Annotated in this window: 23 protein-coding genes and 2 tRNA genes; 7 read left to right on the top strand and 18 right to left on the bottom strand. The window is 61.5% G+C overall.

The genetic code is table 11. The features are described 5' to 3' along the window. Positions 1 to 60: 60 nt before the first annotated feature. The 8 genes from OOT43_RS13580 to thiE all read right to left on the bottom strand — a co-directional run bounded on the left by OOT43_RS13580 (position 61) and on the right by thiE (position 9,786). Positions 61 to 576, bottom strand: a complete 516-nt coding sequence (locus OOT43_RS13580) for a hypothetical protein (protein ID WP_266021113.1) — start codon at positions 574 to 576, stop codon at positions 61 to 63. A gap of 59 nt (positions 577 to 635) precedes the next feature. After that, complete coding sequence (locus OOT43_RS13575; RefSeq protein WP_266021112.1) at positions 636 to 1,316, bottom strand: response regulator; 681 nt, start codon at positions 1,314 to 1,316, stop codon at positions 636 to 638. Between the two features lie 17 nt (positions 1,317 to 1,333). Further along, positions 1,334 to 2,803, bottom strand: coding sequence for an ATP-binding protein (locus OOT43_RS13570; RefSeq protein ID WP_266021111.1), 1,470 nt, complete (start codon positions 2,801 to 2,803; stop codon positions 1,334 to 1,336). 117 nt (positions 2,804 to 2,920) lie between these two features. After that, on the bottom strand, positions 2,921 to 3,433 hold the full coding sequence (locus tag OOT43_RS13565; protein ID WP_266021110.1) for an EF-hand domain-containing protein: 513 nt from the start codon (positions 3,431 to 3,433) through the stop codon (positions 2,921 to 2,923). Positions 3,434 to 3,580: 147 nt separating this feature from the next. Further along, entirely contained in the window at positions 3,581 to 5,002 is a 1,422-nt protein-coding gene (gene lpdA / locus OOT43_RS13560) for a dihydrolipoyl dehydrogenase (protein WP_266021109.1), read from the bottom strand. 19 nt (positions 5,003 to 5,021) lie between these two features. Then, entirely contained in the window at positions 5,022 to 6,326 is a 1,305-nt protein-coding gene (gene aceF, locus OOT43_RS13555; RefSeq protein WP_266021108.1) for a dihydrolipoyllysine-residue acetyltransferase, read from the bottom strand. Between the two features lie 15 nt (positions 6,327 to 6,341). Next, positions 6,342 to 9,029 (bottom strand): pyruvate dehydrogenase (acetyl-transferring), homodimeric type, encoded by a 2,688-nt coding sequence (gene aceE / locus OOT43_RS13550; protein WP_266021107.1) that lies wholly within the window; start codon positions 9,027 to 9,029, stop codon positions 6,342 to 6,344. Between the two features lie 94 nt (positions 9,030 to 9,123). Continuing rightward, on the bottom strand, positions 9,124 to 9,786 hold the full coding sequence (thiE, locus tag OOT43_RS13545; protein WP_266021106.1) for a thiamine phosphate synthase: 663 nt from the start codon (positions 9,784 to 9,786) through the stop codon (positions 9,124 to 9,126). A gap of 131 nt (positions 9,787 to 9,917) precedes the next feature. Between thiE and OOT43_RS13540 the strand changes: the two genes are divergently transcribed. Continuing rightward, the gene (locus OOT43_RS13540; protein ID WP_266021105.1) at positions 9,918 to 10,274 is read left to right on the top strand and encodes a hypothetical protein; all 357 of its coding nucleotides are present in this window, start codon (positions 9,918 to 9,920) and stop codon (positions 10,272 to 10,274) included. A 108-nt stretch (positions 10,275 to 10,382) separates the two neighbouring features. Here the strand turns inward: OOT43_RS13540 and OOT43_RS13535 are convergent, their stop codons facing one another. Then, entirely contained in the window at positions 10,383 to 10,751 is a 369-nt protein-coding gene (locus OOT43_RS13535; RefSeq protein ID WP_266021104.1) for a hypothetical protein, read from the bottom strand. 452 nt (positions 10,752 to 11,203) lie between these two features. Between OOT43_RS13535 and OOT43_RS13530 the strand changes: the two genes are divergently transcribed. The 3 genes from OOT43_RS13530 to OOT43_RS13520 all read left to right on the top strand — a co-directional run bounded on the left by OOT43_RS13530 (position 11,204) and on the right by OOT43_RS13520 (position 13,634). Then, the gene (locus OOT43_RS13530; protein ID WP_266021103.1) at positions 11,204 to 12,376 is read left to right on the top strand and encodes an aminotransferase-like domain-containing protein; all 1,173 of its coding nucleotides are present in this window, start codon (positions 11,204 to 11,206) and stop codon (positions 12,374 to 12,376) included. 136 nt (positions 12,377 to 12,512) lie between these two features. Continuing rightward, positions 12,513 to 13,535, top strand: coding sequence for a polyprenyl synthetase family protein (locus OOT43_RS13525; RefSeq protein ID WP_266024923.1), 1,023 nt, complete (start codon positions 12,513 to 12,515; stop codon positions 13,533 to 13,535). Positions 13,536 to 13,557: 22 nt separating this feature from the next. Further along, positions 13,558 to 13,634: transfer RNA gene (locus OOT43_RS13520), tRNA-Pro, on the top strand. 23 nt (positions 13,635 to 13,657) lie between these two features. On the opposite strand, the gene OOT43_RS20630 is transcribed toward OOT43_RS13520, so the two are convergent. The 3 genes from OOT43_RS20630 to OOT43_RS20625 form a co-directional block, all read right to left on the bottom strand. After that, on the bottom strand, positions 13,658 to 14,101 hold the full coding sequence (locus tag OOT43_RS20630) for a tyrosine-type recombinase/integrase (RefSeq protein WP_394358059.1): 444 nt from the start codon (positions 14,099 to 14,101) through the stop codon (positions 13,658 to 13,660). Beyond that, positions 14,102 to 14,563 (bottom strand): site-specific integrase, encoded by a 462-nt coding sequence (locus tag OOT43_RS13515; RefSeq protein ID WP_266021102.1) that lies wholly within the window; start codon positions 14,561 to 14,563, stop codon positions 14,102 to 14,104. It abuts the gene before it with no gap. A 101-nt stretch (positions 14,564 to 14,664) separates the two neighbouring features. Beyond that, entirely contained in the window at positions 14,665 to 14,850 is a 186-nt protein-coding gene (locus tag OOT43_RS20625; protein WP_394358014.1) for a helix-turn-helix domain-containing protein, read from the bottom strand. Positions 14,851 to 14,978: 128 nt separating this feature from the next. Here OOT43_RS20625 and OOT43_RS13510 point away from each other — a divergent pair, with 128 nt between their 5' ends. After that, positions 14,979 to 15,143 carry a hypothetical protein gene (locus OOT43_RS13510; protein WP_266021101.1) on the top strand — a complete coding sequence of 55 codons (165 nt, stop codon included), beginning with the start codon at positions 14,979 to 14,981 and terminating at the stop codon, positions 15,141 to 15,143. Positions 15,144 to 15,389: 246 nt separating this feature from the next. Continuing rightward, a complete protein-coding gene (locus OOT43_RS13505; protein ID WP_266021100.1) occupies positions 15,390 to 16,100 on the top strand; it encodes a DUF4410 domain-containing protein in 711 nt (236 codons plus the stop codon). Positions 16,101 to 16,233: 133 nt separating this feature from the next. Here OOT43_RS13505 and OOT43_RS13500 read toward each other — a convergent pair. The 5 genes from OOT43_RS13500 to rpsU all read right to left on the bottom strand — a co-directional run bounded on the left by OOT43_RS13500 (position 16,234) and on the right by rpsU (position 20,691). Next, positions 16,234 to 16,310 (bottom strand) — tRNA-Ile (locus tag OOT43_RS13500). Positions 16,311 to 16,325: 15 nt separating this feature from the next. Continuing rightward, positions 16,326 to 18,125, bottom strand: coding sequence for an RNA polymerase sigma factor RpoD (rpoD, locus tag OOT43_RS13495; RefSeq protein ID WP_266021099.1), 1,800 nt, complete (start codon positions 18,123 to 18,125; stop codon positions 16,326 to 16,328). Positions 18,126 to 18,203: 78 nt separating this feature from the next. Continuing rightward, entirely contained in the window at positions 18,204 to 19,919 is a 1,716-nt protein-coding gene (dnaG, locus tag OOT43_RS13490; protein ID WP_266021098.1) for a DNA primase, read from the bottom strand. A gap of 58 nt (positions 19,920 to 19,977) precedes the next feature. Next, a complete protein-coding gene (locus OOT43_RS13485; RefSeq protein WP_266021097.1) occupies positions 19,978 to 20,436 on the bottom strand; it encodes a GatB/YqeY domain-containing protein in 459 nt (152 codons plus the stop codon). 21 nt (positions 20,437 to 20,457) lie between these two features. Further along, positions 20,458 to 20,691: a 30S ribosomal protein S21 gene (gene rpsU / locus OOT43_RS13480; RefSeq protein WP_010962181.1), complete on the bottom strand. Its 234-nt coding sequence runs from the start codon at positions 20,689 to 20,691 to the stop codon at positions 20,458 to 20,460. Positions 20,692 to 20,800: 109 nt separating this feature from the next. On the opposite strand from rpsU, the gene tsaD reads away from it, so the two are divergent. Next, the gene (tsaD, locus tag OOT43_RS13475; RefSeq protein WP_266021096.1) at positions 20,801 to 21,814 is read left to right on the top strand and encodes a tRNA (adenosine(37)-N6)-threonylcarbamoyltransferase complex transferase subunit TsaD; all 1,014 of its coding nucleotides are present in this window, start codon (positions 20,801 to 20,803) and stop codon (positions 21,812 to 21,814) included. Here tsaD and plsY read toward each other — a convergent pair. After that, positions 21,801 to 22,397, bottom strand: coding sequence for a glycerol-3-phosphate 1-O-acyltransferase PlsY (gene plsY, locus OOT43_RS13470; RefSeq protein ID WP_266021095.1), 597 nt, complete (start codon positions 22,395 to 22,397; stop codon positions 21,801 to 21,803). The genes tsaD and plsY overlap by 14 nt on opposite strands. Between the last annotated feature and the right edge of the window lie 48 nt (positions 22,398 to 22,445).

Below are 22,445 nucleotides of genomic sequence, written 5' to 3'. Positions count from 1 at the left end.
CAACCGCCCCGCTTCACTTGCAACGGTCCTTGTCTGCGGAATGGCGCGCTCTGGCTTTCTTCACGGGCCTGTTTCGGGGACACATTCGGCTCCCAGGGATTTGACCCCTTCGCGTGTCCAGACGTAGGCGTGGCGGCGGTTCGGTGCGTCGTCCGGACAGGCGGTTTCCTTGGTCATCTGGCAGTCGTACCGGTAGAAAAGCCTGCTGTCGATGCGGGCGTCGATCCAAACGGGTTTTCCCTGGCCCTCGCTGCGCGCGGCGGCGCAATATTCGGTGGCTGCGAACCAGACTCTGCCATTGGTCAGGTCGACCACGGCCAGCTCGAGACAACTTGAGCCGCAGCCCCAGGTGGCAAGCCGATAATGGCCATTGAAGTTCGGCCCTTGGGCGCTCTCTCGGCGCAGCGCCGACCGGTAAAGACGAGCCTTCGGTGTGCTCAGCCGCGGTTTCACTGGCGCTCCCTGGAACAGCGGTTCGCCGGGAAAATCCGGAAACCCGGCCGCCGCCACGGCCGGAGCCACAACGACTGACGCGATCAGCGTGGCGAGGAAGGCAAAGGCCGGACGCTGCGCCATTTTCCGCTCATGCCTAGGCATCACGGGCGGCTCTGTGCCCCGACTGGATTCCAAGGGAGTCACCATTCAAATTTGTACCCCACCCCGTAAACCGACACCAGCACCTCGCGTTCCGGCAGCACCGCGGCCAGTTTCTTCCGGATGTTCTTGACGTGGCTGTCCACCGTGCGGTCGGTGACGATCCGGTTGTCTTCGTACAGACGGCCGAGCAATCGCTCCCGCGACAAAATCCTGCCGGGTTTCTCCATCAAGGCGGCAAGCAGCCTGAACTCCACCCCAGTCAAGTCCAGCGCGCGGCTCTGGAACTCGATGGTCATACGCTCGTGATCCACCCTGAATTCCGCTTCCGGCGGACGCCCGGAACCGCAATATTCGATCCGGCGGAACACGGCCCGCACCCTGGCAACGACCTCCCTGGGACTGTAGGGCTTGCAGATATAGTCGTCGGCGCCGAGTTCCAGACCCAGCAAACGGTCGATTTCTTCGACCCTGGCGGTGATCATGAAGACCGGCACGTTGGAAAACTTTCGGATATCGCGGCAGACATCCATGCCGTCCCGGCCGGGCAGCATCAGGTCCAGCAGAACCAGATCCGGTTCGTGCTGCCTTACCCAGGACGCCGCCGGCATCCCCTCCGCCAGCCAGTGGACCGAAAAGCCCGCGCGCTCCAAGTATTCCTTGAGTACTTCCGCGAGCTTGGGTTCGTCTTCCACAAGCAATATCGACTTTGAATCCGGCATCGGCGTAAGCCTTCGGTTCAGGACGGAAGCAAGGGCAGTTCCACGCGCACGCTGAGCCCGCCGAGATGCGAGCCTTGCGCCCGGATCCCGCCGCCGTGGGCTTCCACGATGTTTCGGCAGATCGCAAGGCCCAAACCCGCGCCGCCCAGACTCCGGCTGCGCGATGCATCGACCCGGTAAAACCGTTCGAACAACCGCGTACAGGCGTCCTCGGGAACGGTCGGAGCGGAATCCGAAACCTCCAGTATTGCCATGGTCTCGGCCTGACGCACGGCGATTTCGCAGGCGCCGCCGGCATCGGTATAGCGAAGACTGTTTTCGAGCAGATTCCCGAACAACTGACGCAGCCTTTGCGCATCGCCCAGGACGGTGATCTTGGCAATGTGCTGGTTAAACGGCTTCAAAGCGATATTTTTCGCTTCGAACCGGCTCCGGAAACTGGAAACCACTTCAACCAGGATGCCCACCGGGTTCAGCGGCTCCATGCGGTACTTGAGGTTTCCGAGATCATAGAGTGACAGCTCGAAGAGATCGTCCACCAGCTTGCTCAAGGCCATGATCTCCCCGTGCAGCGAACGCAGGCGTTCAGGCGTAGGCTCGCGGACCCCGTCCAATAGCGCCTCGACCTCCGACCGCAGGACCGCCAGCGGCGTCCGCAGTTCGTGGGAAGTATCGGCGACCCATTGCCGGCGGCATTGTTCGTTGTGGGCCAGGGTGCGGGCCAGCAAGTTGAAATCGGCCGCCAGACGGCCGAGCTCGTCGTCGCCCGTCACCGTTATCTCCGTCTCATAACGGCCCGATCTGAGGGCATTCGCGCCTACGGCCAGGCGCTTGATCGGCAGCAGGAACTGGCGCGCAAGGATCAGCGATCCCACCAGGGAAATCAGCAAGGCAAGGGCCATGATGACATAGCCGGTCCGGGCCTGCTGCTCGATGAAGGCCGCCTGAAGGCGATCGTCCCTGAACGGCAGGGCGTGGGGGTGCGGCTTGAAGCCGAGCCATCCAACGGTGGCGCCGCCCCAAACGATGGGGCGAAGATTTCCCTCGCTCGCGTCCCTCAGCGGGAACGGCGGACCGCTGACCTGCTGGCGATCCGCGTCCAGTACCCAGACGTGCCCCTCCCGCAGCAGCCCTTCCGGTGGCGGCGGGCGGAGGTGCTCCGGCGGTGGAGACAAAGCGTCCGGCCCCGCATCGAAGCCGGCGTCCGGCGGCGGCAGGAGGTCCTCGGGATCGAAACCGGCGCCTTGCTGCAAGAGTTCACGCCAATAGCCCTCGTTGCCCCTCAGGAAATCCCAGCCGCCATACTGCCGGTGCTGCTGCGCCAGCAACGCTGCAAAGCGGTCCAGGCGTTCTTCCTGGACCTGGAACAGATACTCCTCGAAACCGCGCAGAAAACTCCAGCGGACCGAAGCCATGACGGTAACCGTGAGGATCAGCGTGCTCAGGAAGGCACCGAGAAACAACTTCCCGAAGATATTGAATTTCATCGCGCCCGCCGGCTGCCGATGCCACGCCTTCGGCGGGACGGGATGATTCCGGGCTGGCCTCTCCCGGCGGCCGGCGGCCTCAGGAACCGGCCGCCGCCACGGGACGGAGAGACGGCTTCAGCGGCCGGGTTTCGCAGGCTCGGCGAGGTATTCGGCCAGGGAGATCTGATCATCGTCATCAGTATCCACGGCGGTGAGCAATCTGATGAGGTCCTGGCTGACGGGACGGAGCGCTGCGAACTCGGCCGAGGAAAGCTCGCCGTTCTGATCGGTATCGCCTATCTTGAAGGCCTTGGCCGCCCGCCGCGCCTGCCTGCCCGTAGCGCTGCCGACGAATTCGGCCTGGCTCAGGGCGCTGCTCTCGTCGCTATCCAGCGCCGTAAAGCGTTCCGTTTGCTTGGCCGTCAGCCAAGCCTCGATTTCGGCGATGCTGGCGTATCCGCTGGCATCGGTATCCATGGCGGTGAACTCGGCGGTGCGTGCGGTCGTCACCTCATCGGACGTGACGGTTCCATCGCCGTTGAGATCGTATTCCGGCGGGAAATGCGGCCCTTTGTCGGGCTTGGCAAGAACCGCGGGGGCCGACAATGCCAGCAGCAAGCCGGCGGTCATCAAGTTGCGAACGAACATGGCGTTTCTCCTTCGATCGAGTCGAGTTCAAGGTTGAGGGAAGCAGGCACCCTGATCGGATACCTGCCCATAGCTTGGTCCCCAACTTTGATGGAAATGTGGAGAAAATATGGAATTCGCCGTCTCTTCGAGTGCGGTCCGGCTCGGTCAGCGCTTGCGGATATAGAGATCAGTGATCGTGCCTTCGATCATTTCCGCGGCGAAGGCGAAGGTCTCCGACAAGGTCGGGTGGGCATGGACGGTGAGGCCGATGTCCTCGGCGTCGGCGCCCATTTCCAGCGCCAGCACGGCTTCGGCGATGAGTTCACCCGCGTGGGGACCGACGATGCCGGCGCCGATCACCCGCTTGGTAGCCTTGTCGCACAACAGTTTGGTGGCGCCTTCCTTGCGGCCGATGCCCAAGGCGCGTCCGCTCGCGGCCCAGGGGAACACGGCTTTTTCGTATTCGATGCCCTGGGCTTTCGCCTGAGTTTCGGTGACGCCCATCCAGGCGACTTCCGGATCGGTGTAAGCCACCGACGGAATGGTCAGGGCCTGGAACGCCGAAGGATGGCCGGCGATGACTTCGGCGGCGACCTTGGCCTCGTGGGTGGCCTTGTGGGCCAGCATGGGGTTGCCGACGATGTCGCCGATGGCATAGATATGCGGGACATTGGTGCGCTGGCGCTCGTCGACCGGAATGAAGCCCTTGGCATCGACGTGGACACCTGCGTTTTCCGCACCGATCAGGGCGCCGTTCGGGGCGCGCCCCACCGCGACCAGCACCCGGTCGAACACATCGGACTCGGGCGCACCTTCCCCTTCGAAGAACACCTTGAGACCGGCCGCTTCGGGTTCGATCCGGGCAACGCGGGTCTTGAGATAGATGTTCTCGTACTGCTTCTTGATGTGCTGGTGGAGCGGGCGCACCAGATCGGCATCGCAGCCGGGGATCAGCTGGTCCATCAGTTCCACCACGGTGATGCCGGCGCCCAGGGCGTGATACACCGTGGCCATTTCCAGGCCGATGATGCCGCCGCCGACGATCAGGAGGCGCTTGGGCACTTCCTGCAGCGCCAGGGCGTCGGTCGAATCCATCAGGCGCGGATCGTCGTTGGGGAAGCCCGGAATCTTCACCGCCCGCGAACCGGCGGCGATGATGGCCTGGTCGAAACTCACCGTGACCGGGCCATCGGCCGTTTCCACGTTCAAACTGTGATCGCCGGCGAACTGGCCGGTGCCCTGCACCACCGTCACCTTGCGCTGCTTGGCGAGGGCCTCGAGCCCGCCGGTCAGGGTCTTGACCACCTTGTCCTTGAAGCCGCGGATCTGGTCCAGATCGATTTCCGGTGCGCCAAAGCGGACGCCGAACTCGCTGGCTTCCTTGGCTTCGTGGATGATCTGCGCGGTGTGCAGCAAAGCCTTGGACGGGATGCAGCCCACGTTAAGGCAGACGCCGCCCAGGGTCGGGTAGCGTTCGACCAGGACCACCTGCTTGCCCAGGTCCGCCGCGCGGAAAGCGGCGGTGTAACCGCCGGGGCCCCCGCCCAGCACCAGGACCTCGGCGTGAATCGTCTTGGGTTCAGCCATCGGGAATATCCTTCTTCAATTAGAGCAGGACGCGCCGCATGTCGGCGAGCAGGCCGCTGACATAGGTGACGAAGCGGACGCCGTCGGCGCCGTCGATCACGCGGTGGTCGTAGGACAGCGACAAGGGCAGCATCAGCCGCGGGACGAACTGGCCGTCTTGGAACACCGGCCGCATCTGCGCCTTGGAGACGCCCAGGATGGCGACCTCGGGGGCGTTGATGATCGGCGTAAAGGCCGTGCCGCCGATTCCCCCTAAGCTGGAAACGGTGAAGGTGCCGCCCTGCAGGTCGGCCGTGCGCAGCTTCTTGCCGCGGGCCTTGTCGCCGATGGCGGCGAGTTCGGCGGCGATGTCCCAGATCCCCTTGCTGTCGGCATCGCGGATCACCGGCACCACCAGGCCGTCCGGCGTGTCCACCGCGAACCCGATGTGGCAGTAGCTCTTCAGGATCAGTTCTTCGCCGTTGGGCGCAAGCGATGCATTGAAGCGCGGGAAGGCTTTCAGGGCGGCGACCACGGCCTTGATGATGAACGGCAGCGGGGTCAGCTTGACGCCGCGCTTGGCGGATTCGGCCTTGAGTGCGTTGCGGAAAGCTTCCAGCTCGGTGATGTCGGCCTCGTCGTGCTGGGTAACATGCGGGACCGTGATCCAAGTCCGGTGGAGATTGGCCGCCGAAAGCTTCTGGATCCGCGACAGCGGCTGGCGCTCGATCGGGCCGAACTGGGCGAAATCGATTTCCGGCAGCTCCGGCAAGGCGAAACCGCCGGCGGGCCGTTCCGCCTTCGCTACGGCGTCCTTCACGAAGGTCTGGATGTCCGTTTTCAGGATGCGGCCCTTGGGGCCGGTGCCGCGGACTTTCGCCACGTTGACGCCGAGTTCGCGGGCGAAGCGGCGGACGGCGGGGCTGGCATGGGCCGGCCCCGAACCTTCCTCGGCAACCGGAGTCGGCGTAGGGGGAGCGGGCGGAGAGACGGGAGCGGCCGGCGCTTCGGCCCGTAGAACCGGGGCAGGCTCGATCGGCGTCGGCGCAGCGGCTGGTGCCGGTTCGGCAGGAGCGGCGACCGCTACGGGCGTTTCCGCACTCTCGTCCGCCCGCAGCAGCAGGATCGGCGTCCCCATGCTGACCTTGGTGCCCACGCCGACATGGAGTTCGGCCACGATGCCGGCATAGGGCGAGGGGATCTCCATCGCCGCCTTGTCGCTCTCCAGGGTGATCAGCGAGTCGTTCGCCGCGATCTTGTCGCCCGGCTTGACCAGCACCTCGATGATCTCGACGTCCTTGAAGTCGCCGATATCGGGGACGACGACGGTTTGCTCTTGTGCCATTTCTTTTTATCCTCCTCAGCAGCCGACCGGGTTGGCCTTGTCCGGGTCGATGTTCCAGCGGGCCATCGCATCCGCCAGCTTGGATTTTTCGATTCCGCCTTCGTCGGCCAGGGACTTCAGGGCCGCGAACGCAATGTGGTAGCTATCGACCTCGAAAAACTGGCGCAGCGCCGAACGGCGGTCGCTGCGGCCGAAGCCGTCGGTCCCGAGCACGGTGTAGCTCCGGGGCACGAATTCCCGGATCAGGTCCGGATAGGCCTTGACATAGTCCGACGCCGCGATGATCGGACCTTTGCTCGCCGCCAGGCACTGTTCGACATAGCTGATCTTATTTGGCTGTTCCGGATGCAGCAGGTTCCAGCGCGAAACCTCCGAGCCATCGCGGCGCAACTGGTTGAAGCTGGTGGCGCTCCAGACGCCGGCCTCGATGCCGTAATCCGCTTCGAGCAAATCGGCCGCCTTCAGCACTTCGCGCAGGATCGTGCCGCTGCCTATCAACTGCACGGCCTCGTCCTTACCGGCATCGCGGAACTTGTACAGCCCCTTGACGATGCCTTCCTCCGCGCCCTCCGGCAGGGCGGGATGGCAGTAGTTCTCGTTCATCACCGTGATGTAGTAGAAGACGCTCTCATCTTCCTGGTACATCCGGCGCAGGCCGTCGTGCACGATGATCGCCAGTTCGTAGGCGAAGGTCGGGTCGTAGGTGATGCAGTTGGGAATCGCGCCCATGATCAGGTGGCTGTGGCCGTCCTGGTGCTGCAGGCCTTCACCGGCCAGGGTGGTGCGTCCCGCGGTGCCGCCCATGAGGAAACCGCGGGCCTGCATGTCACCCGCCGCCCACATCAGGTCGCCGACGCGCTGGAAGCCGAACATGGAGTAGTAGATGTAGAACGGGATCATCTGCACGTTGTGATTGCTGAACGCCGTGCCGGCTGCGATCCAATCGCACATGCCGCCCGCTTCGCAGATCCCTTCTTCCAGGATTTGGCCGGATTTATCCTCGCGGTAGAACATCACGGTGTCGGCGTCCTGGGGCTCGTAGAGCTGGCCGACCGAGGAATAGATGCCGTATTGCCGGAACAGGCCTTCCATGCCGAAGGTGCGAGCTTCGTCGGGCACGATCGGCACCACGTAGCGGCCCAGCGCCTTGTCGCGCAGCAGGGAGGAGAGCAGCCGGACGAAGGCCATCGTCGTGGACATTTCACGGTCTTCCGAGCTCTTCAGCATCGTCTCGAAGATGCTCAGCTCGGGCACCTGCAGATGGGGCGCCTCCTTCCGCCTTTGCGGCAGGTAGCCGCCCAGAGCCTTGCGGCGCTCCTGCAGATAGATCATTTCGGGGCTGTCTTCGGCCGGCTTGTAGAACGGCGCCTCGTGCACCTTGTCGTCCGGGATCGGAATGCTGAAACGGTCGCGGAATGCCTTGAGCGCTTCGGCATCCAGCTTCTTCTGCTGATGCGCGCCCATCTGGCCTTCGCCGGCCCGGCCCATGCCGTAGCCCTTGATGGTTTTGGCCAGGATCACCGTGGGCTGCCCTTTGTGCGCCACTGCGGCCGCGTAGGCAGCGTACACCTTGTGCGGGTCGTGGCCGCCCCGGTTCAGGTGCCAGATATCCTCGTCGGACATGTTGGCGACCATTTCCAGCAGTTCGGGATATTTGCCGAAGAAATGCTTCCGGACATAGGCGCCGTCCTTGGCCTTGTAGGTCTGGTATTCGCCGTCGACCACCTCTTCCATGCGCTGCTGCAACAGTCCCTTGGTATCGCGCGCCAGCAGTGCGTCCCAATGCGAGCCCCAGATCACCTTGATGACGTTCCAGCCGGCGCCGCGGAATTCCGCCTCCAGGTCCTGGATGATCTTGCCGTCGCCCCGCACCGGCCCATCCAGGCGCTGCAGATTGCAGTTGACCACGAAGATCAGGTTGTCCAGTCTTTCCCGGCCGGCGAGGCCGATGGCGCCCATGGATTCCGGTTCGTCCATCTCGCCGTCGCCGCAGAAGCACCAGACCTTGCGGTCTTCGGTGTTCGGCAGGATCTTGCGGTCGACCAGGTATTTCATGAACCGGGCCTGATAGATCGCCATCAGCGGCCCGAGGCCCATGGAGACAGTCGGGAACTGCCAGAAATCCGGCATCAGCCAGGGGTGGGGGTAGGACGAAAGCCCGCCGCCGCCGACTTCGGCGCGGAACCGGTCCAGATGCTCTTCCGTCAGCCGCCCCTCCAGGAAGGCCCGGGCATAGATGCCGGGCGCGGAATGGCCCTGGAAAAACACCAGGTCGCCGCCGTGGTCGCGATCAGGGGCGTGGAAGAAATGGTTGAAGCCGACGTCGTAGAGTGTGGCCGAGGAGGCGAAGCTGGAAATGTGTCCGCCGTACTCGGTGGATTTCTGATTCGCGCGCACCACCATCGCCATGGCGTTCCAGCGCAGATAGCAGCGGATGCGGTGTTCGAAGCCGGCATCGCCTGGGCTGCGCGCCTCGGCGTGTGGCGGAATCGTATTGATGTAGGCGGTGTGTGCCTTGTAAGGCAGGTTCGCACCGGAGCGGCGTGCCTTGTCGACAAGCTTTTCTATCAGGAAATGCGCGCGCTCGACGCCTTCCGCTTCGATGACGGCTGCAAGCGCGTCCAGCCACTCCCTGGTTTCCTCCGGATCGGTATCCGTGTTGGCCGCGGACTGGGAGTTCAGGGATGGATTGCTTGCGATCATGGCGATTCTCGACCCTTCGGTTGATTAAAGCGTTAACCGAATATGATGCCGCCGTTCCATCGCGAGGACAATGGGATCATACCAAACGGTTGTTTCAGCCGCCGTCAAGGAGCGGTCGCCGGCTCGGCGGAGAGTGAACAAGGCCGCGCAGTTCGGATGCTGCACGCGCGACATCCGACGCCCCGAATACCGCCTCGACGACCGCGACCAGGTCCGCGCCGGCATCGACGACTTGACTGGCGTTGGCGGCGTCCAGGCCGCCGATGGCGACGATGGGAACGCTCAAGCGGATTTTCGCCTCCCGTAAAGTCTCCAGCCGGGCCCGCGGTGCGCCGGGCTTGGTGGCGGACGGGAAAAACGCCCCGAAGGCTACGTACGCGGCTCCCTCGGCTTCCGCTCGGAGCGCCCGATCCAGCGAGTCATAACAGGAAACGCCGACGATCGCCTGGGCGCCGATTAAGCTCCGCGCTGCCGCCACCCCGCCATCGTCCCTGCCCAGGTGTACTCCGTCCGCACCTATCTCAGCCACCAGCCGCGGACTGTCGTTGATGATGAGGGGAACGCCGGCGGCGCGACAAACACCGAGTAGCCGGCTCCCTTCGGCCAGGTGATCTTTCGCCGATCCCGACTTGGGCCGGTATTGCAGTACCGCCGCGCCCCCGAGGAGGGCGAGTTCCACTGCGGCAAGCAGCGCATCGCCTCGCAGCCGATCGGGCGTGATCGCATAGAGTCCCTTCGAGGGAAACGGCAGGTGCATCGAATCTTCCACCACTGAGTGTTTGCCGAAAGCGCCAGAGTGTTATCGATCGTCGGAAGCCGGCGGGCGCCTGCCTCGTACCATGCCATTCATGGTAGGCTTCCGGATATTGTGAATGTTTTAATCAGAAGATGATCGCGGAAAAGCCTTCAAAATTGGCGATTTCAGCACTGATGTGCCTTCTGGCTGGCTGCGGCGCGGAGCCCGCGACGCCGGACCGGCCGGCTCAGCCCATGGCGTTCCACAATACGCGGCTGACTTATGCGTTGATGACTGATGATGAGGAGACCCTGCAGCGGGATTTCCGGATGAAAACCCGTCCGAACTGGGTGGAGCGCGCCTTTGCAGGTATCGGCTTATTGGCCGCGAGCGGCATGGAGACGGTCACCTGGCCGGTATTCGCCGGTTTCCGTGCCTACATGGAGGCAAACCCCGAACCAAGCACGCCTGAATACATTGCCGGTGCCGGCGTGCGGCACGCGCCGTAAGCACCTCGGATACGGCCGCGGCTAGCATGAAAAAAAGCGGGGCGCATCGCGCCCCGCCCTTTCATCACCTGTCGGCGGTTCGGCCGGCAGACGATCGACGAAGTGAAGTTACTTCGTGTTAGCGTTGATGTCCGTCATACGGGTCACAACATCGGTCAGTTTCTCAATGGCCGCTGCATTGTTGCCGGCTTCGAGATCGGTAGCAGCGCCCTTGGCAGAGCCCATGGCCTTCTGCAGCGAAATGCCGGCAGCAGCGCCGGTGATTTCCTTCGCTTTCTGACGGTACAGCTTGGAGCTTGCAATTGCAGCGTCCGTCTGACCGGCTTTCGCCTGTTCCAGGGCATCCTGAGACGCCTTCAAGGCTTCTTCGGTAGCTCTCTTCACGCCGTGAGCGTCTTCCGCGGCGAAGGCGCCGAAGCTCAAGGAACCGGCTACCAGCAAAGCAGCGAATTTGGACAGGGCATTCTGAATTTTCATATCGACTGAGTCTCCTCGGGTATCGTAGTTATCGTTGTAATTTTGAGTCTGGAGCCGGGTGACTGCTGTCGCATCCCTCTGCCCGTCGACCCGCCGGTACCTGCCCGGCTACAACGCGGCGCTGACGGAAGTCGACGCCAAGCGGCCTCGTCTTCCGTAATCGGGCCGAAATACTAACCAAATTCTGCGGTCAAGACCATGTTTAGTTTGCAAGTCGTTGCAAATCTTCTCGCCGTATGCCCACCACCACGCAGATGGAGGGGGGAAGGCGCCTCAGGTTTGCTTGTCCACACAGCACGGGGGCACACGGCCATGATGTTGTATAGTCAAAAGCTTGCGAACGGCGCCACGCCAATGGCCTCTCGTCTTTATGGCCGGAGCGGCGGCGAACTTTGCTCAAATTTTTTGAAACCATGCAGCCGAATTGGCTCAATCAACCAAGCCGGATTCCCATGACGCATCGACTTTCCCGCCGAACCGAACGCCTTACCAGCTCCCTCATCCGGGACATTCTGCAGATCACTCAGCGGCCCGGGGTCATCTCTTTCGCCGGCGGTCTGCCGGCGGAAGAACTGATGCCGGAGCTGGATTTCAGCCCCTGTGCCGCGAATTCCCGCCAATACGGCCCCAGCGAAGGGGAGCCGGCGTTACGGAAGCTGATTGCCCAGGGGCTTTCGGACCTCGGGCTTCGGTGCCAAGCCGAACAGGTGCTGGTAACGACCGGCTCCCAGCAGGGTATCGACCTGGTCGGCAAACTGTTCATCGACGAAGGAACACCGGTGCTGCTGGAATCGCCGACCTACCTGGCCGCGCTCCAATGCTTCCGGGTCTACGGCGCGGAGTTCCATGGCCTGCCCTTGCAAGCCGAAGGCATCGATCCGGATGCGCTGAAAACGGCCATCGACCGCCACCGGCCCGCTTTCGTCTATCTCATCCCCAGCTTCCAGAACCCGTCGGGATGCTGCTACAACGATGCGGCACGCCGCGCCGTCGCGGCGGTACTGGATGAAACCGGCACGCCTCTGGTGGAAGACGATCCCTATAGGGATCTGGTCTATACGTCATGCGACAGAACGCCGGTCTGCGCATATCTCGAGCGGGCGCCCTGGATATATCTGGGCAGCTTTTCCAAGATTACGGCTCCGGGATTGCGCGTCGGCTACCTCGCATCGTCCCCCGCCTTATTTCCCTGGCTCGTCCGCCTCAAGCAATCGAGCGACCTTCACACCGGCCGAACCGGCCAGGCCTGGCTGGCGCGCTTCCTCGCCTCCAGCGACTTCGGGAAGCACCTGGCGTACATGAACGACGTCTACGCCGAGCGCCGGGATACGATGCAGGCCGCCCTGGAACGACATTTCAGCGGCTTGGCGGAATGGTCGGCACCGGCCGGCGGTCTGTTCTTCTGGCTGCGACTGATCGAGAACATCGACACCCTGGCAGCGCTCAAAGTTGCGCTGGACCATGACGTGGCATTCATGCCGGGAGAGCCGTTTTTCCCGGTTGCGGATCAAAGCTATCCGGCCTTGCGGCTGAATTTCAGCCATGCGAGCCCGGAAAAGATCGAGCTTGGCATTGCCCTATTGTCGAAAGTTCTGGGCGACTGCCCCGCCACTGCCATCGGGTGATCCGCATGCGATTGTCCATGCAGCCTTGGCAGAACAAAGCCTCAAGAGAAGCGCGCCAGCCCAGTCCTTGACACACAAGGGCTAAGCACCTAGCATGGATGGGTTTTTTTGTTGGCGGGCGCGTCATAACAACTCGATGAATAGTCAGGCTGTCTCCGATCCAGGGTCCGCTGATCTTCGCAATTCCCGCGAAGTTTTTGCCAGTATCCGCCGCCTCGTCGACGGCGAGGCGGCGGCAGTCGATCGCTTGATCCTGCGCGAACTGCACTCCGACGTCGTGCTCATCAATCAGATCGGGCAGTACATCGTCGGCAGCGGAGGCAAGCGCCTGCGCCCGATGCTCCATCTGCTCTCGGCTAAGGCATTGGGCTATCCGGGCGACCACCATATCACCCTGGCCGCAGTCATCGAGTTCATCCACACCGCAACGCTGCTTCACGACGACGTCGTTGACGAATCCGTGTTACGCCGGGGCCAGGATTCGGCCAACGCGCTGTGGGGCAACTCCGCGAGCGTATTGGTAGGGGATTATCTTTATTCGCGCTCGTTCGAGCTTATGGTGCGGGTCCAGAACATGCGAGTGATGGACATCCTCTCGCGCACCACCACAGCCATCGCCGAGGGCGAAGTGTTGCAGTTGCTCAATTGCAATAATCCGGCGACCGATGAAGGACAGTACCTGGATGTAATCTCCCGCAAGACGGCGATATTGTTCAGCGCAGCTGCCCAACTTGCCGCCGTGCTTACCGGGTCATCTCCCGAAATCGAAGAGTCCCTGAAGGATTATGGGACATATCTCGGCATGGCCTTTCAGCTCAAAGACGATGTATTGGACTACAAGGCCGATCCTGAAGAGTGGGGCAAGAATCTCGGGGATGACCTCGCCGAAGGCAAGCCGACCTTGCCGTTGATCTACGCGCTGTCTCAGTCCTCAGGTGCGGATGCAAACATCTTGCGGCAAGCGATAGAGCAAGGCGAACGGGAGCAGTTCAAAAAAGTTTACGCAGTGATTGAGTCGACCGACGCAATCCCGTATACTGAGCGGCGTGCCAGGGATGCTGCGAACAAAGCTATCGAGCAGGTTACCCATCTTCCCGAGAGTGATTACAAGGAGGCCTTGATCGCTCTTGCACGGTTCGCGGTTGATCGCGGTTATTAAGAAAATCTGTCCAGCCGGATTTCGGGGTGTAGCTCAGCCTGGTAGAGCACTGCTTTCGGGAGGCAGTGGCCGGAGGTTCGAATCCTCTCACCCCGACCAAAAATTCCCGTAAATCCAATCCCTTACAAATTCACGTCTTTCCAGGTTCCAGGCTTTTCCGCCAACGTGAAACCGGAGTGTGAAACCTCGACTCCATTTAGCACATCCACCGCATCCCTTAAGGTTGCCGGCGAAAGATGTGCGTAGACCCGGTCAGTCACTCGAATGTCGGAATGCCGCAGTGAAGCGCTTACCGTCTGAATCGGCGCCCCGACTTGCATCAACCTGCTCCCAAACGTACGCCGCAGGCCATGCGGATGAACGTCACCCAATCCAGCAGCCCGGACCGCCGAGGCAAAGCTCTTGTGAACTCTGGCGATCCTCTCGCCTTCCCGATTGCTGAACACCCAGGGCAAACCCGGACAGTAGGTGGCCCGGAATCTTGCGCGTGAAATGATCGTTTCACGTGCCTGTTTATTCAGCGGTACGCTCCCTTCCCTGCCGTTCTTCTGGTCTTCAGATCCCAGCTAGACCAGGTTTCGCGAAAGGTCTACCCGACTCCATTCCAGCCCCAGCATTTCGCCCGGCCGCATCCCGCTATAAAGCCCCAACCGGATGAAGTCAGCCAAGTGAGCAGCCTTCGGCACCTGTTTGGCCGCCCGGATCAGCATGGCCGCTTCCGTTTGGCTCAACCACCGGGAACGACCGGCGGGTTCCTTCAGCTTGCGGCATTCAAATGGGTTCGGAATATCCCATTCGTGTTCCTTCCGTGCCCAATTGATGGCCGCTCGAACCAGGCCCATTTCCTTGTTAATCGTCGCCGCGCTGACCCCATCATCCTGACGTTTGGCGATATTGCTCCACACGTCTGCACCGGCGGTTTCAGCCAGGTCTTTCCCGGTAAAGTACGGGTAAAGCTGTTTCGCACTGAACAGATCCCGCTGATGGTTTCGCTTGTCCCGGCTAGGCCCTTCCAGATAGCAGGACATTGAATGTCAGCACTTCTGACGTTACCGGCTCCGATTCGGGCGCGGCCTGGCGTTCCTCGGCGGCATCGACAATCCATTGCGCGCGGACGGCCTTGGCCACTTCAGCCTACAAACTTTCGACGGGTACCCCGGATCAGCCGCGGCACACGTGCCGCTTTCAAGTCTCCGGCTGCGATCATTCGCCAGACGGTGCGCGCTGAGACACCGCCAAGGCGTTGTGCAACTTCTTCCAGATTGAGAAGAAGGACTACTGTCACACCGCCTTCCCGAGCTTTCGCCGCATCCATATCCCTTCTCGGATAAAGTCCTTCAGATCCTGCTTCACCTGGTCCTTGGCCTGCCCCCCCCTCCCCGCGTCAGAATAGTTGTCTCCTCCAATTTTCAAAGCAGACGAGATTTAGGGGATACCGAGAGCGTGAAGAAAGCGACGTATGCTGAGGGCTTAAAAGATCAAGCCCTGTCGAAGGTGTTCAGCCGTCGAGACCGGATGGTTCAGGCCGTTGCGGAAGAGCTGAACATCAGGGTGCACATCTTGAAGAATTGGATGAAGAAGCCATTGCTCGAAACCAGAACAAGCTAGACCGGAAAGCGAAGCGACCTCAGGATTGGTCGCTGGGGGCAAGCATGACGGTGTTGCGTGTTAAATCGAGCGCGACTGATAATGATTGGCCTAGTTTGGCTAGGTGGGCCGGAGCTGTGTTTGCACGCATTTGCGTGCCCGGCATCAAGGTGAAACTGGCTCACCTGAGGGCAGGCCGCCGCCCGCCCCTGTGCCAGCATGAGTTGCGAAGTCGTCGTGCCATTTAATGAATGAGGGAAACCTGCAATGAAGCTGCTAAGCCGTGCCGCATGTTCCATCTTTGCCCTGATTACTCTGGCGGGGTGCTCGTCTACCCATGTGAATTCGCGCCAAGCGTACACGGGAACCGCGAAGGTCGCCCGGCCGGACCGGATCATCGTCTATGATTTCGGTGCAACCCCGTCGGACATTCCGCGGGAATCTCCCTTGGCTAGCCAGGCGACTGGGGACGGGCAGCAACAGACGCCCCAACAGATCGAACTGGGCCGCAAATTAGGAATGGAAGTCGCCAGTGAATTAGTTGCAGAGATTAAAACGATGGGGCTTCCGGCAGTACGAGCGGAGGGGCAGCCGCCGCCGAGAGTCGGTGACCTGGTAATCCGGGGGTATTTCGTTTCGGTCAGCGAGGGCAGCGCGGGTAAACGAGTGTTGGTCGGTTTTGGTTCCGGTTCTGCAGAGCTGAAAACCGCTGTCGAGGGCTACCTCATGACAAATCAGGGGCTACGCCGAGTAGGAGGTGGCGAAATGGAATCGGGTGGCAGCAAGACGCCGGGTGCGCTTGTAGGAGTTGCTACCCTGGCGGCCACTGGAAATCCGATCGGACTGATCGTGAGCGGTGCGTCTAAACTGGCGGGAGAGGCGAAGGGTTCGTCCACTGTCGATGGTCGGGCAACGGAGACCGCGCACGCCATCGCGGAGGAAATGCGTACAGCATTCAAAAAACAAGGTTGGATCTGATCGTACAGCCCCCTGCGTCTTCGATTTCCGGTTGCGTTAGCTCACGTCGCTGTGCCCGGTTGATGGACCACCGGGCGGGTTGCGACACGAAGCCTTGAAAAGGCCTTTATCTATCAATGTGTTCGGTGTTAAATGGTGGGCCCTGTAGGACTTGAACCTACGACCTGGCGATTATGAGTCGCTCGCTCTAACCAACTGAGCTAAGGGCCCAAGACTCGATGTCCATCACTCGATGTCCAGAAAGCTGCGCAATTGCTCTGACCGCGACGGATGGCGCAGTTTGCGCAGAGCTTTGGCTTCGATTTGGCGGATACGTTCACGGGTAACGTCAAACTGCTTTCCGACCTCTTCCAGTGTGTGATCGGTGTTCATGTCGATGCCGAAACGCATCCTGAGCACCTTCGCTTCCCGTGCGGTCAGACCGGCGAGCACCTGCTGGGTGGTTTCGCGCAGGCTGGCCACGGTCGCATGCTCGACCGGCGAGAGGACGCGGGAGTCCTCAATGAAGTCCCCAAGATGCGAATCGTCGTCGTCGCCGATAGGAGTTTCCATGGAAATGGGCTCCTTGGCGATCTTCATAACCTTGCGAACCTTGTCTTCCGGCATGTCCATGCGCGAGGCAAGTTCGTCCGGCGTCGGCTCGCGACCCATTTCTTGCAGCATTTGCCGTGAAATGCGGTTGAGTTTGTTGATCGTTTCGATCATGTGCACGGGGATGCGGATCGTACGCGCCTGATCGGCGATCGACCGCGTGATCGCTTGTCGGATCCACCAAGTGGCGTAAGTCGAAAACTTGTAGCCCCGCCGATATTCGAACTTGTCCACCGCTTTCATCAGGCCGATATTGCCTTCCTGGATCAGATCCAGGAACTGCAGCCCTCGGTTCGTGTATTTTTTGGCAATGGAGATGACTAGACGAAGGTTCGCTTCGATCATTTCCCGCTTGGCCAACCGCGCCTGATTCTCGCCTACCGAAACCCGACGGTGTATGTCCTTGACGAGCGCGATGTCGAGCCGGTTGTCCTTCTCGATTTGAGCGAGTTTGGCCTGGATCCGGCGAATTTCCTCCGCCTGGGCCTTGATCGCTGCAGCATAAGGCTTTGTCGGCTCACAAACCCGTTCCAACCACTCCGCATCGGTTTCGTTGCCGCTGAACGTCGCGATGAACTCCGTCTTAGGCATCTTCCCCTTGGTGACGCAGATGTCCATGAGCGCGCGTTCCTGTTCGCGGATTTTCGCTACCGTGTCGCGCAGCGTATCGGTCAGTTCCTTGAAGAACTGCGGGGTTTTCTTGAACTCCATGAAGGCTGCGGCCAGAGCATCGAAAGACTTCTGGGTCTTTTCGTGGCCGTACCCATGCTTGTGGTGGGCAGTAACGGCTGCCTTGTGCAGTTTACGGAAAGCTACCAGCTTTTCCCTCACCAGTTCGGGATCGGGGCCGCTATCGCCCTCATCGATGATTTCCGCTTCGGCGTCGTCCTCGACCGCGACGGCGTCGGCCGCAGCCGGATCGAAGAAATCGGAAATCAGGTCGGATAGCCTGAGTTCCCCACTATCGACAGTTTCGAAGGCCTTGAGGAAGTGTTCCATGGCCGCTGGAAACCGCACGAGTTCGTTGGCGGCGACATTGATCCCTTCCTCAATGCGCTTGGCGATGCTCAGCTCGCCTTCCCGGGTCAGCAGCTCGACGGTTCCCATTTCGCGCATATACATGCGTACGGGATCGGTGGTACGCCCGAGTTCGGTATCGACTGACGAGGCAAGGGCCGCTGCGACCTCTGCGGCTTCATCCTCGTCGGATTCGGCCACGACCGCCGTGTCCTGAATCAAGTCTTCGTTGTCAGGCGCGTCTTCGTGAACCTCGATTCCCATGTCGTTGATCATGCAGATGATGTCTTCCATCTGCTCGGGATCGACGATGTCGCTGGGGAGATGATCGTTAACCTCGGAAAAGGTGAGGTAGCCCTGCATCTTGCCCTTAGCAATAAGTTCCTTAAGCTGGTGCTGCTGCTGTTCTGGCGTCATTAACGAACTCGCGCTGGAGGGGTGGAGTGGTACTGAAGAACTTTTCATTGTAGAAGATGGGGTGCCATTAGTCGAGTTTCAAGATTTTCCTCCTGTCAATTTTCGCAGTTCTTCCCGTTCGCTATCAGTGAGTTGGGCACGCTTCGACTTATCGATCAGCTGGTTCAACCGCTCATCGCGAACCAGCGCACACACTCGATCGAGCGCATCGACGAATTCCTTTTCCATGCCCTCCTCTGGCGTCAGCACCCCCCGTCTCATGAGGTTTCGGGCCACGTCGCCTTCCGGCGTTTCCCGCAGATATTCGAACAACATGCCCGGCGTCGGCGTGGCTCGCAGATCGGTATATTCCAGAATGCGCGCAATGAGCGGGCCGGCGCGAGGGTTTTCCGTAAGCCGGGCTCGGATTTCCGACGAGATTAGCTCTGCGAGTTGCGGGCGATGCAGTAGGAGGGTGACCAGATCGCGCCATGCGGAAGGCGCGCGCGCCTGCCCGGATGAGCTGCGCGCCCGGCTTTCGGGGTGTTTCGATACGGACGTTGTATTCACCAATCCGGTGAGATCGCTCAGCCGCTGCTCCATCAACTCCTTGAATACGCCGACCGGCAGACGGTCCAGAAGTTCGCGGGCCTGCTTCTGCAACGCTGCGCGCCCTTCGACGCTGCGTAGATCCAGGTCCGCTTGCAGGGTTCGAAACAGGTAATCCGAGAACGGGGAGGCTTGGCCGATGCGGCGCTCGAATGCCTCGCGCCCTTCCTTGCGGATCAGAGAATCCGGATCTTCGCCTGCCGGCAGGTGCATGAAGCGTATTTCCCGCCCCTCCAGCAGGAGCGGAAGACTGGCTTCGAGGGCGCGCCAGGCTGCCTTATAGCCGGCGGTATCGCCGTCGAAACAAAAAACGATCTCCCTCGTGAAGCGGAACAGTTGGTGGACATGGTCGGTCGATGTGGAAGTCCCCAGCGTCGCGACAGCGTCGTTGATTCCGTGCTGAGCCAGTGCTATGACATCCAGATACCCTTCGACCACAAGGATGCGCCGGGGCCTGGCATTGGATTCGAGCAGCTCATGCAGACCGTAAAGCTCCTTACCTTTTTTGAAGGCCTCCGTTTCCGGCGAGTTCAGGTATTTCGGAGTTTCATCACCCAAGGTGCGACCTCCAAAGCCGATGACGCGGCCGCGCCGGTCCCGGATAGGGAACATGATGCGCTGGCGGAAGCGGTCGTAGCAGGAGCGGTCTTTTTCGATGACCAGACCACTCTGGATCAAAGGCGCTCTGGGCCAGTCCGTCGGGAGGCTATTCCAGCCAGGCGGGGCGTAGCCGATCCGGTATCGACGGGCAACCTCGCCAGTCAAGCCGCGTTTGAGCAGGTAGGCTTTGGCCTGCTCCGCGCTGGGATGATCGCGGAGCTGCTGGGTATAGAAGGCTGCCGCTCGTTCCAGGATGTCGTAGACCGGCTGGAGCGACGCTGCCGGATTCGCTCCCGAGGTGGATGTGACGTTCGGCAGGTCGATTCCCGCCAGAGCGGCCAGTGTTTCCAGGGCTTCCGGGAAGCTCTGGTGCTCGTAATCCATCAGAAAGCTGACGGCGTTGCCATGCGCGCCGCACCCGAAGCAATGGTAAAACTGCTTTTCCCGGCTGACGGAAAAGCTGGGAGTCTTTTCGGAATGGAAGGGACATCGGGCCATGAAGCTGGAGCCCGACTTCTTCAAGGGAACGCGCGCGTCGATGAGATCGACGATATCGATGCGCGCTATGAGGTCGTCAATGAATTCGCGAGGGAGTCGGCCGGCCATTTGGGGGAAAGTGGGTTCCCACCGGCTTGTCCTTGCCCGATCGGCGGGAAGCGCGAACTCAGGTCAACAGTGATTTGACTCGTGCGCTGGCTGCGGACATGTCTGTCCGCCCCTGCAGCCGCGGTCTGGCCAGGGCCATGACCTTTCCCATGTCCCCGATGCTCTTCGCTCCGGATTCCTGGATGGCCGCCTGCAGTATGGCCGCGACCTCCTCTTCGCTCAGGGCCTGCGGAAGGTATTCCTGGATGATCGCAAGTTCTGCCTGCTCGATGCCCGCCAGATCGTTGCGTCCGGCGGCTTCGTACTGGGCGATGGATTCGCGCCGCTGCTTCACCATTTTGTCGAGCACCACCACGACTTGCGCATCGTCGAGCATGATGCGCTCGTCAACTTCCTTTTGCTTGACCGCGGCGAGGATCAGGCGGATCGTGCTCAGGCGATCTTTCTCGCCCGCCTTGAGCGCCGCCTTCATGTCGCCCTGCAGGCGTTCTTTCAGGCTCGCGTTTTGCTCAACCATGGGCGCGCTCCAGCCGACGGGTTACTGCTGGGGACGGCCCTTGCGCAGATTCTGAAGGGCGAACCGTTCGCGCGAGAGCTTTTTCAAATGCCGTTTGATGGCCGCTGCCGCCTTACGTTTGCGTTCTTCGGTGGGCTTTTCGTAATATTCGCGGCGGCGCACTTCCGACAGGACGCCGGCTTTTTCGCAGGCGCGCTTGAAGCGGCGGATGGCAATTTCAAACGGTTCGTTCTCGCGGATCTTGATTGACGGCATGTAGCATCCCAACAGTTCAAATGGATTCTTGGAAAAATGGCCGGAGTCCGGCCGCCTCGTGAATAAATGGCGCATTATACCCGGACCACCGGGTAACGCAAAAAGAGCCGTGTTGGTCTTAGGCATCGAAACTTCCTGCGACGAAACCGCCGTCGCGCTTTACGACTCGAGCAAGGGGCTGCTGGCGCACCGGCTTTACAGCCAGGTCGACGTGCATGCGGAATACGGCGGCGTGGTGCCCGAGATCGCGTCACGCGATCATCTGCGCAAGCTCCTGCCGCTGATCCGGGAAGTACTCGATGCTGAAGGCCTTAAGCGGACCGCGATCGGCGGGATCGCCTACACGGCGGGACCGGGTCTGATCGGGGCGCTCCTCGTCGGTGCCGCCGTGGCGCGCAGCCTCGCCTGGGCCTGGAACATTCCGTCGGTCGCGGTCCATCACATGGAAGGCCATCTGCTTGCTCCCCTGCTCGAGCCGGAGCCCCCTGAATTCCCCTTTGTCGCCCTGCTCGTCTCGGGCGGCCACACACTCCTGGTCGATGTGCGCGGAGTCGGGTCCTACCAGGTGCTGGGCGAGTCGCTGGACGATGCGGCTGGAGAAGCTTTCGACAAAACCGCTAAGCTGCTGGGGCTGGGCTATCCGGGCGGGCCGGCTTTGGCCCGGCTGGCGGAGGAAGGAGATGCGGGGCGATTCCACTTTCCCCGTCCGATGACGGACAGGCCGGGCCTGGATTTCAGTTTCAGCGGTCTCAAGACCCACGCATTGAACGCGCTTGCCGCCCTGGAGGGCACGCCGCAGGACAAGGCGGACATAGCCTGTGCATTTCAGGAAGCGGTCGTCGATACGCTGGTGTTGAAATGCCGCAGGGCACTGCGGGAAACGGGGCTGGGGCGCCTGGTGGTGGCGGGGGGCGTGAGCGCCAACCGGACCATGCGAAAGAAACTCCAGGCGATGGCCGAAAGCGAGCGCTGCCGGGTTTACTTCCCGCGGCCGGAATTCTGCACCGACAACGGGGCGATGATCGCCTTCGCCGGTTGCCGGCGCCTGCTGGCGGGGCAGTTCGAAGCGTCCGCGATCGAAGCCAGGGCGCGCTGGCCGATGGATACGCTCACCGGCGCTTAGCGCCGAGCCGGGTTTCTTCGGCTTTGAGCAGACGTTCGATATTGCCCTTGTGGCGATAGACGAGCAGTGTCGACATGAACATCGTCGCGACCACCAGCTCGGCGGAGCCCAGCCAGAACCAGACGTAAACCGGGGCCAGGACTGCCGCCGCCAGCGCGGACAGGGACGAGAACCGGAACAGTGCGGCCACGCCGAGCCAGGTCAAAAGCGCCATGACGCCCACCGGCCAGGCGAACCCCAGCAGCACACCCAGGGCGGTTGCCACGCCTTTCCCCCCCTTGAACTGGAAAAAGACCGGGTAGAGATGCCCGACGAACGCCGCGAAACCGACCGCGGCGATCAACGGCGGAGAAACCGCCATGCTTTTGGCGATGAGCAAGGGAATCAGCCCCTTGGAGGCGTCACCCAGCAAGGTCAGGATTGCGGCCTGTTTGCCTCCCAGGCGCAGCACGTTGGTGGCGCCGGGATTTTTCGAGCCTTCCTGGCGCGGATCGGGCAATCCCAGCGCGCGGCTGACGATGACGGCGCTCGAAACCGAGCCGAGCAGATAGGCAAAGGGAATCAGCAGCCATTCGATCAGCATGAACGCTCCGCAGTTGTCATGAATTTGAATTCTATGTTACGAATGGCC

This window comes from Methylococcus mesophilus, assembly GCF_026247885.1.
Taxonomy (GTDB): domain Bacteria; phylum Pseudomonadota; class Gammaproteobacteria; order Methylococcales; family Methylococcaceae; genus Methylococcus; species Methylococcus mesophilus.
Note: the sequence above shows the minus strand (reverse complement) of the source record. Positions and strands in the feature narration are given on the sequence as shown.

Coding starts and splice junctions, on each gene's coding strand:
- OOT43_RS13580 (WP_266021113.1), bottom strand. CDS start 576: ATGGCGCAGCGTCCGGCCTTTGCCTTCCTCGCCACGCTGATCGCGTCA.
- OOT43_RS13575 (WP_266021112.1), bottom strand. CDS start 1,316: ATGCCGGATTCAAAGTCGATATTGCTTGTGGAAGACGAACCCAAGCTC.
- OOT43_RS13570 (WP_266021111.1), bottom strand. CDS start 2,803: ATGAAATTCAATATCTTCGGGAAGTTGTTTCTCGGTGCCTTCCTGAGC.
- OOT43_RS13565 (WP_266021110.1), bottom strand. CDS start 3,433: ATGTTCGTTCGCAACTTGATGACCGCCGGCTTGCTGCTGGCATTGTCG.
- lpdA (WP_266021109.1), bottom strand. CDS start 5,002: ATGGCTGAACCCAAGACGATTCACGCCGAGGTCCTGGTGCTGGGCGGG.
- aceF (WP_266021108.1), bottom strand. CDS start 6,326: ATGGCACAAGAGCAAACCGTCGTCGTCCCCGATATCGGCGACTTCAAG.
- aceE (WP_266021107.1), bottom strand. CDS start 9,029: ATGATCGCAAGCAATCCATCCCTGAACTCCCAGTCCGCGGCCAACACG.
- thiE (WP_266021106.1), bottom strand. CDS start 9,786: ATGCACCTGCCGTTTCCCTCGAAGGGACTCTATGCGATCACGCCCGAT.
- OOT43_RS13540 (WP_266021105.1), top strand. CDS start 9,918: ATGATCGCGGAAAAGCCTTCAAAATTGGCGATTTCAGCACTGATGTGC.
- OOT43_RS13535 (WP_266021104.1), bottom strand. CDS start 10,751: ATGAAAATTCAGAATGCCCTGTCCAAATTCGCTGCTTTGCTGGTAGCC.
- OOT43_RS13530 (WP_266021103.1), top strand. CDS start 11,204: ATGACGCATCGACTTTCCCGCCGAACCGAACGCCTTACCAGCTCCCTC.
- OOT43_RS13525 (WP_266024923.1), top strand. CDS start 12,513: ATGAATAGTCAGGCTGTCTCCGATCCAGGGTCCGCTGATCTTCGCAAT.
- OOT43_RS13515 (WP_266021102.1), bottom strand. CDS start 14,563: ATGTCCTGCTATCTGGAAGGGCCTAGCCGGGACAAGCGAAACCATCAG.
- OOT43_RS20625 (WP_394358014.1), bottom strand. CDS start 14,850: ATGGATGCGGCGAAAGCTCGGGAAGGCGGTGTGACAGTAGTCCTTCTT.
- OOT43_RS13505 (WP_266021100.1), top strand. CDS start 15,390: ATGAAGCTGCTAAGCCGTGCCGCATGTTCCATCTTTGCCCTGATTACT.
- rpoD (WP_266021099.1), bottom strand. CDS start 18,125: ATGACGCCAGAACAGCAGCAGCACCAGCTTAAGGAACTTATTGCTAAG.
- dnaG (WP_266021098.1), bottom strand. CDS start 19,919: ATGGCCGGCCGACTCCCTCGCGAATTCATTGACGACCTCATAGCGCGC.
- OOT43_RS13485 (WP_266021097.1), bottom strand. CDS start 20,436: ATGGTTGAGCAAAACGCGAGCCTGAAAGAACGCCTGCAGGGCGACATG.
- rpsU (WP_010962181.1), bottom strand. CDS start 20,691: ATGCCGTCAATCAAGATCCGCGAGAACGAACCGTTTGAAATTGCCATC.
- plsY (WP_266021095.1), bottom strand. CDS start 22,397: ATGCTGATCGAATGGCTGCTGATTCCCTTTGCCTATCTGCTCGGCTCG.